Source organism: Bacillus sp. FSL L8-0358, assembly GCF_038593095.1.
GTDB classification, from domain to species: Bacteria; Bacillota; Bacilli; order Bacillales; family Bacillaceae; genus Bacillus; species Bacillus subtilis.
In genome coordinates this window covers 3,543,883-3,558,164 of record NZ_CP151962.1, presented here as the reverse complement: position 1 = coordinate 3,558,164, position 14,282 = coordinate 3,543,883, and the positions used below count along the sequence as shown (strand labels likewise).

Annotated in this window: 10 protein-coding genes; 8 read left to right on the top strand and 2 right to left on the bottom strand. The window is 40.4% G+C overall.

The window, feature by feature from the left end; all coding sequences use genetic code 11:
- Positions 1–19: 19 nt before the first annotated feature.
- Positions 20–1,603, top strand: coding sequence for a teichoic acids export ABC transporter ATP-binding subunit TagH (tagH, locus tag NYE49_RS18280; protein ID WP_047183285.1), 1,584 nt, complete (start codon positions 20–22; stop codon positions 1,601–1,603).
- 37 nt (positions 1,604–1,640) lie between these two features.
- Here the strand turns inward: tagH and galU are convergent, their stop codons facing one another.
- Positions 1,641–2,519, bottom strand: a complete 879-nt coding sequence (gene galU / locus NYE49_RS18275; RefSeq protein WP_003227944.1) for a UTP--glucose-1-phosphate uridylyltransferase GalU — start codon at positions 2,517–2,519, stop codon at positions 1,641–1,643.
- Positions 2,520–2,859: 340 nt separating this feature from the next.
- Here galU and NYE49_RS18270 point away from each other — a divergent pair, with 340 nt between their 5' ends.
- The 4 genes from NYE49_RS18270 to wecB all read left to right on the top strand — a co-directional run bounded on the left by NYE49_RS18270 (position 2,860) and on the right by wecB (position 8,933).
- Positions 2,860–4,227 (top strand): alpha-glucosyltransferase N-terminal domain-containing protein, encoded by a 1,368-nt coding sequence (locus tag NYE49_RS18270; protein ID WP_047183284.1) that lies wholly within the window; start codon positions 2,860–2,862, stop codon positions 4,225–4,227.
- Between the two features lie 34 nt (positions 4,228–4,261).
- Positions 4,262–5,782, top strand: coding sequence for a glycosyltransferase (locus tag NYE49_RS18265; RefSeq protein ID WP_015384800.1), 1,521 nt, complete (start codon positions 4,262–4,264; stop codon positions 5,780–5,782).
- 75 nt (positions 5,783–5,857) lie between these two features.
- The gene (locus NYE49_RS18260; RefSeq protein ID WP_047183283.1) at positions 5,858–7,768 is read left to right on the top strand and encodes a glycosyltransferase; all 1,911 of its coding nucleotides are present in this window, start codon (positions 5,858–5,860) and stop codon (positions 7,766–7,768) included.
- Between the two features lie 22 nt (positions 7,769–7,790).
- Positions 7,791–8,933 (top strand): UDP-N-acetylglucosamine 2-epimerase (non-hydrolyzing), encoded by a 1,143-nt coding sequence (gene wecB / locus NYE49_RS18255; protein ID WP_047183282.1) that lies wholly within the window; start codon positions 7,791–7,793, stop codon positions 8,931–8,933.
- A gap of 39 nt (positions 8,934–8,972) precedes the next feature.
- On the opposite strand, the gene lytR is transcribed toward wecB, so the two are convergent.
- Positions 8,973–9,893 carry a transcription antiterminator LytR gene (gene lytR, locus NYE49_RS18250; protein ID WP_015251104.1) on the bottom strand — a complete coding sequence of 307 codons (921 nt, stop codon included), beginning with the start codon at positions 9,891–9,893 and terminating at the stop codon, positions 8,973–8,975.
- Between the two features lie 212 nt (positions 9,894–10,105).
- On the opposite strand from lytR, the gene NYE49_RS18245 reads away from it, so the two are divergent.
- The 3 genes from NYE49_RS18245 (at position 10,106) to NYE49_RS18235 (ending at position 14,185) form a co-directional block, all read left to right on the top strand.
- Entirely contained in the window at positions 10,106–10,429 is a 324-nt protein-coding gene (locus tag NYE49_RS18245; RefSeq protein WP_038427952.1) for a hypothetical protein, read from the top strand.
- 27 nt (positions 10,430–10,456) lie between these two features.
- Positions 10,457–12,610 carry a SpoIID/LytB domain-containing protein gene (locus tag NYE49_RS18240; RefSeq protein WP_047183281.1) on the top strand — a complete coding sequence of 718 codons (2,154 nt, stop codon included), beginning with the start codon at positions 10,457–10,459 and terminating at the stop codon, positions 12,608–12,610.
- A gap of 87 nt (positions 12,611–12,697) precedes the next feature.
- Positions 12,698–14,185, top strand: coding sequence for an N-acetylmuramoyl-L-alanine amidase (locus tag NYE49_RS18235; RefSeq protein ID WP_047183280.1), 1,488 nt, complete (start codon positions 12,698–12,700; stop codon positions 14,183–14,185).
- Positions 14,186–14,282: the final 97 nt, after the last annotated feature.

The window sequence follows — 14,282 nt, the reverse complement described above, 5'->3', positions numbered from 1 at the left end:
TACGTAAGGAGATTGTACGATGAAACTAAAAGTTTCGTTTCGAAATGTTTCAAAGCAATATCATTTGTATAAAAAACAATCGGACAAGATAAAAGGATTGTTTTTTCCGGCTAAGGATAATGGTTTTTTTGCTGTGCGGAATGTCTCCTTTGACGTGTATGAGGGAGAGACAATCGGCTTTGTAGGGATAAATGGATCAGGGAAATCAACCATGTCTAACCTGCTGGCTAAAATTATTCCGCCGACCAGCGGTGAAATTGAAATGAACGGCCAGCCGTCGCTGATTGCGATTGCTGCCGGTTTAAATAACCAATTAACGGGCCGGGACAATGTCCGGCTCAAGTGTTTGATGATGGGGTTAACCAATAAAGAAATTGATGATATGTATGACAGCATCGTTGAATTTGCCGAGATTGGCGATTTTATTAATCAGCCGGTTAAAAACTATTCCAGCGGGATGAAATCGCGTCTCGGTTTTGCGATTTCCGTGCATATTGACCCTGACATTTTAATTATTGACGAAGCGCTTTCTGTAGGGGACCAAACGTTTTATCAGAAGTGTGTAGACAGAATAAATGAGTTTAAAAAGCAAGGAAAAACGATTTTCTTTGTCAGCCACTCAATCGGTCAGATTGAAAAGATGTGTGACCGCGTCGCTTGGATGCACTACGGCGAGCTTCGTATGTTTGATGAAACAAAAACGGTTGTCAAAGAGTATAAAGCGTTTATTGACTGGTTTAATAAGCTGTCGAAAAAAGAAAAAGAGACATATAAAAAAGAGCAGACAGAAGAGCGGAAGAAAGAAGATCCTGAAGCGTTTGCCCGTTTCCGCCAAAAGAAGAAAAAGCCGAAATCATTGGCTAATGCGGTTCAAATTGCTATTTTGTCTATCCTGACTGTATTCATGGCAGGAACGATGTTCTTTAATGCTCCGCTTCGTACAATTGCTTCGTTTGGGGCTATTCCGCAAAATGAAGTGAAGAATCATCATGGCGATGCAAAGGGCAAGTCAGAGGAACGCTTAACCGCAGTCAATAAGCAAGGGTTTATAGCAAATGAAAAAGTGGCTGCTTATAAGGATCAGGGTTTGAAACAGAAGGCTGACGTTACACTGCCATTCGGTACAAAAGTGACGGTAGCTGCAAAAGGCAAACAAGCAGCGAAAATTAATTTTAACGGACAGTATTATTTTGTGAAAAAGAGCGCTGTTGCAACTAACATGAAACATGCTGAATTGAATGCCGCTGCATTTACGTCTTATGTCTCGCAAAACGCAGCATCTTCCTATGAATACTTTCTGAAATTCCTGGGGGACAGCAGAACCAGCATTCAATCCAAGTTGAATGGATATACTGAAGGGGATACAGCTGACGGCAGAAAAACGTTAGATTTTGATTATGAAAAAATCAGCTATGTGCTGGAGAATGATAAAGCAACAGAGCTTATTTTTCATAACATTTCTCCTATCAACCCGGCGTCACTATCCTTAAGTGATAGCGATGTATTGTATGACAGCAGCAAGAAGCGTTTTCTTGTGAATACAGCTGATCAGGTCTTCGCCGTTGATAATGAAGAGCATACACTGACTTTGATGTTGAAATAAAAAAGGCTATTGGATGAATGTCCAATAGCCTTTTTGTTTAGATTTCTTCTTTGTTTAGTAAACCTTCCATAAATGGAACGAGCTGATCGCGAAGCTCTTTATCCTGCATCGCAAATTCTAGAGTTGTTGTGATAAAGCCGAGCTTTTCACCAACATCATAACGCTTGCCTTCAAAATCGTAAGCAAACACTCTTTGAATTTCATTCAGTTTTTGAATGGCGTCTGTGAGCTGAATTTCTCCGCCGGCGCCAACCTGCTGCTCTTCTAAATACATGAAGATCTCAGGCGTGAATACGTAACGGCCTAAGATGGCAAGATTAGAAGGTGCTGTGCCTTTAGGCGGTTTTTCAACGAAGTTTTTCACCTGATAACGGCGGCCTTCACTTGTCAGCGGGTCAATAATGCCGTAGCGGTGTGTTTCTTCTTCAGGCACCTGCTGAACACCGATAATAGAAGAAAGTGTTTTTTCATATTCATCCATTAATTGGCGCAACCCTGGTGTTTCAGCCTGAACAATATCGTCTCCAAGCAGTACCGCAAACGGCTCATCGCCGATAAAGTTGCGCGCGCACCAGACAGCATGTCCGAGACCTTTAGGTTCTTTTTGGCGGATATAGTGAATGTCAGCCAGGTTAGAAGCCTTTTTCACTTTTTCAAGTAGCTCAGTTTTTCCTTTTTCTTCTAGGTTTCTTTCAAGCTCAGGAGAGTAATCAAAATGATCCTCAATCGCACGCTTGCTTTTTCCTGTTACGATAATAATATCTTCAATACCGGCTTCAACAGCTTCTTCAATTATGTATTGAATGGTAGGTTTATCAACGATAGGAAGCATTTCTTTCGGCATTGCTTTTGTAGCCGGCAAGAATCTCGTTCCGAGACCTGCGGCAGGGATTATGGCTTTACGTACTTTTTTCAATTTCAAAGCACCTTCCTTAAGAACAGATTTAGGGTCACTCTTTTGAATGCTGAGTATTTAAAATGTTTGAGTTTCTTTTCTCATCAATACCCTATTTTCATTCTGTTAAACACATTTAATCATATAAGAAAAACCAATATTAAACAAGAGTCAATTCAGTGACTTTGGGGTCGAGGAAATACACAAAAATATCATTAATTGATAGATAAAACAGTTTCACCTGATTCGGTATTTCAAGAAATATAACAGCTTCTTCATCTCTAGAGCCTGCTCAGCAAAAGTGATATAATGTAGTTCTGAAAATGTGACTGTACGAATTTATTCGAAAGGTAATAAATAGATGATGACGATTAAGGTTTCTACTCCAAAATTAGCATTTGTTTGTCAAGAGCTGAATGCTGCAAAAAAGTTTAGTATCAATACGATCGATTGGAATTATCCAATGGAAATTGTCACTTTACATCATGAGCCCAATGGGCCTTCTTCTTTTAAAGATACTGCTGTTATTAATATGTACAGCTACTTTAAAGGTTCTGAACCTCAGAAAGATAAAATCAAGCATCCGATTGAACAAGAAGGTTTAACATATATTCAAGAACCAAATAAGCCAATTTATCGTTATTACAATAATGGACGTTATATCAAATATCAAAGGTTTACAGCATCAGGAGAACTTGCTGTCATTGATTACTTTAATGAAAGCAGGCAAAGATTTAAAAGGGAAGAATATGATTTGTCTGGATATGTACACAGCTTAATGTACATGGATCTGGACACTAACAAACCGAAGCAGCATCTTTATTTAAGGGCAGATGGCACTTGTTATATGACAAAATGGTATAAGAATGATGGAACAACTGAAAAAATTGTCATTTTTGACGAAAAAGAGAATATAGTCAGTGTATTGTATTCAGAAAATGAACTTTCCCGTTATTTTCTGAGCCGCTTGATAAAGGAAGCGGATTATTTATATATGACTTCTGAAATTGAGTTATATACTACATTAAAAACTCTTTCAGTTGAATATTCCTCCATGTATCTAGGTTTTATAGAGACGAATGAGATGTTGGAAAACCCTGAAAAGGAAATAGGCCACCTTGGTGCTTTCGTGGTTCCTTCCTTGAAGAGATATCATGACATAATTAAAAATACGGGGCCTCGCACAAATATTTATTACGTTTCTGAAGAGCCGTTTACCCGCAAGCGTTTTGTGGACAAACTAATAGATCAGGTGCCATTTAATAATCAATTGAAGGATATGAATGTTGAGCTGTTAATGGCAGAATGGCAATCAAAATCCGATTTATATTTGTCATCCAAGGTTGAATTTAAAGGCTGCATTCCTCCCCATTCTGTTGGCCGCCATAAAATGTATTGGAAGTTAAAAAATAAAAAGAGCGGCACTGAAAGCACGTTTAACGCAAAAGTAAACAGCGAGGAAGAACTAATATTTACCGTAAGCGGTACACTTCGTATTCACTCTGTATTAGATCAGTTGTCCACCATTGAATTGTATCTCTGTTCCGAGTGGGATAATAGCTTCTTTGCATCAGGTGTGCGAATAACCGATTCAAAGGAAATTCCATTATCAGAACAAAGTATTTCAGGCTGGCAAGTTACTTTAGAAAAAGAAAATAATTATTTGCGTGTTCAGACTGCCGAAGGATTTCGGAGAAAATTAATGAAACGGCTGTTTGTGAAAAAATAGCAGACAAGGTTTTACCAGAAGAAGGAGCTTGAAGATGAGAAGGATCTTTTCACTAATATATGAAATAGACATTGAAAAAGGCGGCATTACAAGCTCTATGATGTCAAGATCTTTTACATTTGCGGAGCGCGGCCATAAAATCGATTTGGTTACACTTGATTATAAAGACAATTATGATCAGATTGAGCAAGTGCTGAAGAGCGCTGGAAGGCTGCATGCTGATGTGAATATCCTCAATATTTATGATGACTATAAAAATCAGCATAAGCATATGAAAGTTGGGGAAGTGCAACAAAGTTACTATGATCAAAATCGTAATCGCTTTGAAGAACCATACGCTGCGTATCATAATGAGGAAAAATTAGAAACGGAATACTTCAAGAATGGCTTATATATAAAAAAGAAAAAATGGGATGAGTCGGATAATCTTTTATATGTAGATCATTTCAATGAAAATATGCAAATGACAAAGCGAGAATTCTTTCATGGCGGTTATGTAAATAAAACTGTGATTTTCGATACAAGAAGCGGAAAAATCAATCAAATTCACTACACAGCACCCGACGGTTTCTGTTATTTAACAGAATGGTACCATTTTAAAACAGGAGCCAGTCAAGGAGTTATGCTGTTTGGCCGTGATGAAAAGGAAGCTGTATTTTTCAAAAACAAGCACCAGTTTCATACACATTGGCTTGAAACGTTATGTGAGAAAGAAAAGGACCCTATTATCATCTGTGATGGAGTCGGAAGTGCTTCAAAAGTAAATGAAATGCGTGCAGGATTGGCAAAACGATTTTACTGTGTTCACTCAAATCATTTAGATTATCCTTATACGTTAGGCAGCAAAGTTCGAAACAATCATCAATATGCGATGGAGCATATTAAGGATTATGACGGGCTGATCGTATTAACGAATGAACAAAAAGAAGATATCATGAAGGATTTTGAGTCGAACAATAATATTTTTGTTATTCCTCATGCACCAAGAAGGCTTGAAAAATTACAAACGTATGAAAAAAAGAAAAACGAGTTTGTCATGGTGGCCAGATATCATGAGGAAAAAGGGATCGATAAGGTCATAAAAGCAATGGGAATCGTAAAAAAATCCCGGCCGGATATTGTCCTGAATATATATGGCAGCGGTCCCGGCTATGAGGAATACCAGCAATTGATCGATGATCTTAAGTTAGATAATGTACATTTAAAAGGGTATGTCGCAAATCCCGCTCCATTTTATCAGCAGGCGCTTGCCACATTATTAACATCAAAATTTGAGGGGTTTAGTCTCGCGATTTGTGAATCGTTTTCGTGCGCAACCCCTGTTATCAGTTTTGATGTGAAATACAGCCCGAGGGAGCTCATAAAAGAACACGAAACGGGAATGCTTGTAGAACCTGATCATATTGACATGCTTGCTGAAAGTATCATTTATTTGTACGACAACCCTGAGAGAGCCATTCAATACGGAAAAAATGCAAAGAACTTAATGGATACTGAATATAGTGAAGCCCGATTATTTGAAAGATGGGAAGAAGTATTTGAAATAACGAAATAGTACGTTTTTGCACCATTTTTGTTCATTATATGAGCTTTATGTGAAGAAATAGAAGCGGATAAGGATAGAGGTGTCATGGTGAAAATCACTGCAGCAGTACCCACATACAACTCAGCACATTTTATCTCCCGCTGCCTGGATAGTCTGGTTCAACAAACCATGCCGAATAATGAGTACGAAATTATTTGTGTAGATGATTGTTCACAGGATGGCACGGTTTCAATATTAAAAAAGTACAGTGAACAGTATTCTAATATAACGGTTATAGAACGAGAAAAAAATTCGGGAGGGCCGGGGGAGCCGCGAAACCAAGCGATACGTGCTGCGAACGGTGAATACATTTTTTTTATTGATTCCGATGATTATGTAGGAATCGAAGCGTTCGAGAGAATGTATCAATTTGCAAAACAGCATGATTCAGATATTGTGCTTGGGAAAATGGTCGGTGTAAACGGCAGATCGGTCCCGCAAGCTATTTTTAAGGAAACGAAACCTGAGGCGGATCTTGTAAAATCTCCGCTTGTTTACTCAATAGGACCGACAAAACTTTTTAAAGTTTCACTGCTTAGAATGCATGACATATATTTCCCCTCTAATATACAGGCTACAGAGGATCAGGTATTTGTCATGCAGGCTTATTTAGAAGCGGACAAAATTTCTGTCTTGGCCGATTATGATTATTACTATGCTGTACAGCATGACGGCGAGCACATGACGTTTGCATACGTTGCGCCTCAAAGCTACTATGGCGCAATGAAGGTAATCATAGATATGATTCGTAATAGCTGTCTTTCACATAATCGCAAAATGAAGTTTATGGCGAAGTTTTTGAATCGTCATTTTGATTTTTCCAGAACAACGGACTTTACCGTAACAATCGAGGACGAACGGGAGCAGCAAACATGGATGACAGAGCTGCATCATTTTGTTGAACAAAATATACCACGGGAAATTGATAAACTTGTTCATTCTCATACGCGGTTAAAATTACACTTTGTACGCCATAATGACCTAAAGGGCTTAAAGCAGTTTGAAGCTGATAAAGAAAATATGGCACAATATACGTCAGTTAAAAATGGTCATATCATAGCAAACTATCCCAGCCTTATCTCATATCATTTGGCAGAGAATGAACGGATTGTTGATGACAGAAACAAAATCAGTCATTACGTGAGCGAATTTCAAATGAAGGACAACACCTTCACATTAAGAGGGTCGGTTACCCACACGGCTTTACAACCAGAGCATCAAGCTATGCAAACTTTATACGGCATTTGGGTGCACCGTGATAGAAAAACTGAAAAAATCATTTCCCCAGTGTATTCTAAGGACGGAGAATTTGAATTTCTCACGAAGTTTACTGATTTGGCTATTCATGAAGAAGATATTGGTGTTTGGGATTTCTTTATTGAATCGGGGATAGACGGCTATAAAAAACGCGTCCGAATTGGCAGCAGCAGAGAACCGTATCCTTATTCAAAACATGCTAAATATATTGGGAATAACGGGGAATATGCTTTCAGCGCACGGCCGTACTTTACTAAAACCTATGATAATTTGTCGGTGGATATCAGAAAGCAGGAAGTTCTGAAAGTCGAATTCAGAGATAATGATTCGGACCAGCATTTAACGTTCGTATTTCCTGGAAGCCAATTGTTTTTTCCGAAGCAATCTTTATTATTGCTCGAATGCAATAACCAAGAGTTTTTAATACCAATAAAAAATCAAATCAGTTCAGCTGATGGGACAGTGATACAGGTTGATCGGAATCTCGTTCAGCAAAAGTTTGCTCCGGCTTATTTACAAAACACCAATATTGTTTTATCCATTAATTCTTATAAAACCACATTGGTTCCGAAAAAGGATGTCAGTGTGTACTTTTGCAGTAAAAATATTGAAAAAAAGCTATGGTGCTTTAAAATAAAGAAGAAAGTAGATCTATTTATACAATCGGACCAATCGAAATTCTATCTAACAGCCCGTTAAACAAAGAAACCAGGTGACAAATATGAAAAAACTAAAAGTTATGACCGTTTTCGGGACCAGGCCTGAAGCGATCAAGATGGCACCGCTTGTGCTTGAATTGAAAAAATATCCTGAAATAGATTCCTATGTAACGGTCACTGCACAGCACAGACAGATGCTCGATCAGGTGTTAGACGCGTTTCACATCAAGCCTGACTTCGATTTGAACATTATGAAGGAGCGCCAGACACTGGCAGAGATTACGTCCAACGCACTTGTGAAATTGGATGAGCTGTTTAAAGATATCAAACCTGATATTGTGCTTGTCCATGGTGATACGACGACGACGTTTGCCGGAAGCCTAGCCGCTTTTTACCATCAAATTGCTGTCGGTCATGTGGAGGCGGGGCTCCGTACAGGGAATAAGTATTCCCCGTTTCCGGAAGAGCTCAATCGACAGATGACAGGGGCGATTGCTGATTTGCATTTTGCTCCGACAGGCCAGGCGAAAGACAATTTATTAAAAGAAAACAAAAAGGCCGCCTCTATTTTTGTAACGGGCAATACAGCGATTGACGCACTCAACACAACGGTTAGGGATGGTTACTCACATCCTGTTCTCGATCAGGTGGGTAAGGATAAAATGATTCTCTTGACCGCTCACCGCCGGGAAAATTTGGGTGAGCCAATGGAAAATATGTTCAAGGCCATCCGCAGAATTGTAGGGGAATTTGAAGATGTACAAGTCGTTTACCCTGTGCACCTGAATCCTGTTGTCCGGGAAGCGGCTCAGAAGCATTTTGGTGATTCTGACAGAGTGCATCTGATTGAACCTTTAGAGGTGATTGATTTCCATAACTTTGCAGCGAAATCGCATTTTATATTGACAGATTCGGGCGGCGTGCAGGAGGAAGCCCCATCTCTCGGGAAACCGGTGCTTGTTCTGCGTGATACGACGGAACGGCCTGAAGGAGTGGAAGCGGGAACGCTGAAACTTGCAGGGACGGATGAGGAAAACATTTATCAGCTGGCAAAACAGCTGTTAACTGATCATGATGAGTACAAGAAAATGTCCCAGGCTTCTAATCCGTATGGAGATGGAGAGGCTTCCCGCCGGATTGTGGAAGAATTGCTGTTTCATTACGGGTATCGGAAAGAACAACCGGATTCATTTACAGGCAAATAAAAAAGAAGCTTTGCACATTGTGCGAAGCTTCTTTTTGTTTTACTTTTCGAGGCTTTCCTTCAGCTCTTTTGTAATATCGGAAAGGGCGCTTTCATCAGCTTGGTAGTAGTAAATTCCATTGATTTTCGTGCCTGTACCTTTTAGTTCGTGCTGTTTAATATGTTTCCGCGCACCTTTGTAATCGGACTGGATATCCCACATGTTATCGAAGGTCAAGTTCGTTTTCACATTATCTTCAACAACTTTAAACATATCTCCGAATTTCGTGATAGAAGAAATATTAGCGCCTTTATTAATAATACCTTGGATGACTTGGCGCTGGCGGTCCTGGCGTCCGAAGTCGCCTCTCGGATCTTCTTTTCTCATCCGGGTATAAGCGAGCGCTTCTTTTCCATTCAGCGTGATTTCTCCTTTGCCGAACGAATAACCGTCATAACTAAACGCGAATGTGCTGTTAACTGTAATGCCGCCAAGTGTATCAACAACGTCTCTAAAGCTTTCCATGTTCACTTTTACAAAATAATCAACCGGGACATCGAGGAAGTTCTCAACAGTGTCTACCGTCATCTGCGTGCCGCCGAAAGCGTATGAATGGTTGATTTTATCCATTGTGCCTTTTCCGATAATTTTTGTATACGTGTCACGCGGAATGCTGACCATGTCGGTTGTATTCGTTTTTGGGTTAACGGTCATATAAATGAGCGTATCGGCACGGCCCTTATCGCCGTCGCGTTCATCCACACCCATGATTAAGACGGAAAAAGGATCTTTTTTATTGATACTGACTTCTTTATCCCTCTTTTTCGATTTATCAATGCTTTCATGAATACTTGCCACGGTTGAAGCTGCTTTATGCCATAAGTAGTATGCATAGCCGCCTGTTCCGAGTACAAATACGGCCACAATGGCTAAAATGACAAGTAACGCCTTTCTTTTTTTCTTTCTTTTTTCAGCTCTCATAATAAAGTCCTCGCTTTTTTGTAATCTAGTACGATTATAAGTTTCTTAATATTTGAAAACAACTAAAATTTGTCTGATTCTTTACAATAGACGGCTCCTTGTAACAAATGTTTCGGTATTTTAAGAAAATCCGCAAAAATTTTTCGTTGTTTTGAAAGAAATCTTAAAATAAGCTTAAAATTGTCGATAAAAAGTGGAGAGGTGATATAGGAATGAAAAAAATTGCTATTTTAATGTTCTCAATGCTGCTTCTTTTGTCTGCGTGCGGCACAGCTCAGAACACATCAGGAGCAGAAACAAATTCAGACAGCCAGGATGCGGCTGCAGAAGAGACAGTAACGAAGGAAGGCACTTTTGCCGGTTTGGCGGACAGCCATACAATTGCAGTCACTATTGATGATAAAGAGACGTCGATTCAGGTTGGTTCAGACCTTCAGGACAAAATGAACAGCATTTCAGAAGGGCAAAAAGTTGTTGTCAAATATACAAAAGATTCAAATGGCGCTTTAATGCTTAAGGATCTTGAGACAAAGTAATAAAAAACTCTTAGGGGGTTCCATGTTTTGAAAAAAATGAAGCTCTTGCTTCTATCGTCAGTCACTGCGGCGGCTGTAGCATGCCCGGCGTTTATGCAGACTGCGAAAGCCGCTGATAAAACCATTTCGGTTAAGCTGAGTAATTATGTAGGCAGCAAATCAAGTTTGGATGTCGATATCACAGGCGGATATGAAATTCCCGGCTCAAGAATTGCGGATACGGAGCGATATGGAGGAGCAACCCGTTTTGATGTTGCCAATAATGTCGCCTCTGCCGGATGGACAAATCCAACGACTGTGGTCATTGTAAATCGGGACGCTTTTGCCGATGCGCTCTCAGCTACCCCGCTTGCCAAAAAGTACGATGCACCGATTTTATTAACAGACGCAGATTCGCTAACACCAAAAACAGAAAGCGAAATTGCAAAATTAAATCCTGACAATATTCTCATCATTGGCGGGACAATCAGTGTTTCTAAAAATGTAGAAAATACATTAAAAAAATATGGTTCTATCGATCGGATTGGCGGAGCAACCCGTTACGAGGTTTCTAAAAACATAGCCGATCGGATGGGGAATTACAGCCAGGCAGTAGTGGCCACAGGCATGGTCTTTACGGATGCCCTGTCAATCGCTCCATATGCTGCAATGAACGGTTATCCGATTTTACTTGCGGGAGACAATAACATCCGCAGTGATTACAAAATTCCAAGCAAGGTTACAATTGTCGGCGGTCCGTTGAGTGTCAGCACTGGTGTGGAAGCTGCATTAAAAAAGAAGGCAACTGTGAAACGGATTGGCGGCGTTTCCCGATATGAGGTATCTGCCAATATCGTTAAAGAATTAAATATGAAAGCAACAAAGGTATTTATGTCAAACGGCCAAACATTCGCGGATGCATTAACGGGATCTGTGCTTGCAGCAAAGCAGGGAAGCCCTTTACTGCTAGTTGAATCAGGCAGCCTGCCGTCACCAGTCGCTGATGTAGTAGCGTCAAAAGGAACTCAGTCATTTGCGCTGCTTGGAGGAAGCATTTCCATCAGTGATACGCTAAAGAACAAACTGGCAGATACTTTTGCAGGAACTGGATATACAGTCAAGTTAACCGGCGGAAACCTAGTGCTTTATAAAAACAGTACTGCAATCAAGACGCTTGGAACGTCTTTTACAGCACAGCCTAAAAAATATGCAACTACAAATTCTATCAGTCTGAACGGAACGCCATATCTCGGAAACATGAAATTTACAATAGAGTCAGGCAAATATGTTCGGCCAATCAATGTGAATATCCCCTTTGAAGATTATTTAAAGGGTGTTGTTCCTCATGAAATGCCGGCCAGCTGGCAGAAAGAAGCGCTTAAAGCCCAAGCTGTCGCAGCGAGAACTTATTCCATCAGTTCGGCCGGAAAAGAAGTACAAGACACCACCGCTTTTCAGGTATATGGCGGATATGACTGGAATTCAAAAACTTCAGAAGTGGTCGAAGCTACAAAAGGAAAAGTTTTGAAATACAGTGGGAATTTGATTTCAGCTACGTATTCCTCAAGCAACGGAGGCTACACAGAAGCGAGCGGTGAGGTGTGGAGCAGCCAGCTTCCTTATTTAATCGCCAAAAAAGATACGTACGACCCGCAAATCAGCTGGTCTCTGTCTTTAAATAAAACCCAGCTTGATAAGAGTAGTCTGAATCTGAAAAGCCCGGGTTCTTGGTGGAGCTCTAAAAATGAAACAAACTCATCATATTTGAGCGGTTTGAAAAGCTGGTTTATTAAAAATAAATACAGCAATGCCGAGTCTATCAAAATCACGAAAATATCCAGTGTGAAATTCAGCACGGAGAAAACTGCCGGTCAGCGGCCGGAAACAGCAAGCGTCACATTCTCATATTTCGTGAAAGAAAAATCAAATGGCTATATTCTGTCAAATGGAAGCCTCAGTGAAAAAACAGCAACAATTACTGTACCTGCAACAGAGCTGAGAACGATGCTTGGCGCTTCCAATATGAAGAGTACATATGCTTCTGTCTCAAGCAATACAAACGCCTTTCTCATTAGCGGTAAAGGATACGGACACGGCATAGGCATGAGTCAGTACGGAGCCAATGCCAGAGCAGCTGCCGGACAATCTTATACAACAATTTTAAGTTTTTACTATCCGGGAACAACTCTATCAAGCTATTAAAAGATTGTTAGAGTCAAAGGAGGCGAGATGCCTCCTTTGTTCGTTATTTGATTTATGAATCATTATGAATCTTTGGAGGGACTATCTTTGCGGATCTTTCTTAAAAGCATACCTATGCTGATACTAGGAGTCGTGTTATTTGTACCAAATGCGTTTGCGGCCAACTCTGTTACAAGGCTGGATGGAGCAAGCAGATATGAGGTTGCAGTAAATGTATCAAAACAAGGCTGGAGCAGTGCAGGCACGGTTGTTATAGCAAACGGAACAGCATATGCCGATGTATTAACTGCTGCACCTTTGGCTTACAAATACAATGCCCCGATTCTATTGACGGAATCATCTAAACTGACTGCACCGACGAAAGACAGAATCAGCCAGCTTAAACCGAGCAAGGTCATCGTCATTGGCGGAACGATCAGTGTTTCTAACAACGTTGTAAGCGACATTAAAAAATTGGGTATTTCCAATGTGGAACGGATCGGCGGAAGAAGCCGCTATGAAGTTGCTCAAAATATTTCTAAAAAATTGTCTTCAAATTCAAAAGCAGTAATCGCAAATGGAACGGCATATGCTGACAGTCTGGCAATCGGTTCTTATGCTGCCCGTAATGGTATTCCAATTCTTCTGACGACTGCAAGCTCTATTCCCGAACCAACGAAAAATGCGATGAACAGCAAAGGAACAACATCGACTATTGTGGTCGGGGGAGAAATCAGTGTCTCAAAAAGCGTTTACAGCCAGTTGCCATCACCAACAAGGATCGGCGGGAACAGCCGTTTTGAAGTGGCTGCCAACATAGCGAAAAAGTATTATTCTTCATCAAAAGCTGCATTTGTCAGCAATGGCTATCAATATGCAGATGCTTTAGCGGGTTCTGTGCTGGCGGCGAAGCAAAATCGCCCAATGCTATTTACTGACGCCGGTTCATTGCCGACTGCGACAAGAACAGTCATCGGATCAAATAGCAAGAACACTTTCACAGTTCTTGGGGGAACCATTTCAGTTACCACAAATGTTGTGAATCAGCTGAAAAATGTGATTGTTGGCAAAAAGGTATTTGTGGATGCAGGACATGGTGGTTATGACAGCGGAGCGGTCGGTAATGGTTTAAAGGAGAAAGATGTTAACCTTGCCGTTGCTAAGCTTGTAAACAGCAAACTTTCCAATGGTGGAGCCATTCCGATTATGGCCAGATCTACAGATGTTTTCTTAGAGCTTTCAGAGCGGGTTGCAAAAGCAAAAAGCAATAATGCAAACCTGTTTGTGAGTATTCACGCCAATTCAGCGAGCCCAGCAGCAACCGGTACTGAAACCTACTATTATACAAAATATGAGTCAGAAAACAGCAAACGGCTTGCGACAGAAATACAAAACAGACTCTATAAAGCACTCAATACTCAAAACCGCGGCGTGAAAATCGGGAATTTCCATGTCATCAGAGAATCAACGATGCCGAGCAGTTTAGTGGAGCTGGCGTTCATTTCAAATGCGAACGACGCAAGTAAGTTAAAGAGTGCTTTGTATCAAGAAAAAGCAGCTCAAGCAATATATGAAGGAATCATTGGATATTATTAGGGGATTAAATTAGTAGACATCAATAGCGGCTTGCCGGCAGAACCCATCAGGAATTGCCGGCAAGCTTTTTTATACGATAAAATGAGAAAAATTTTAA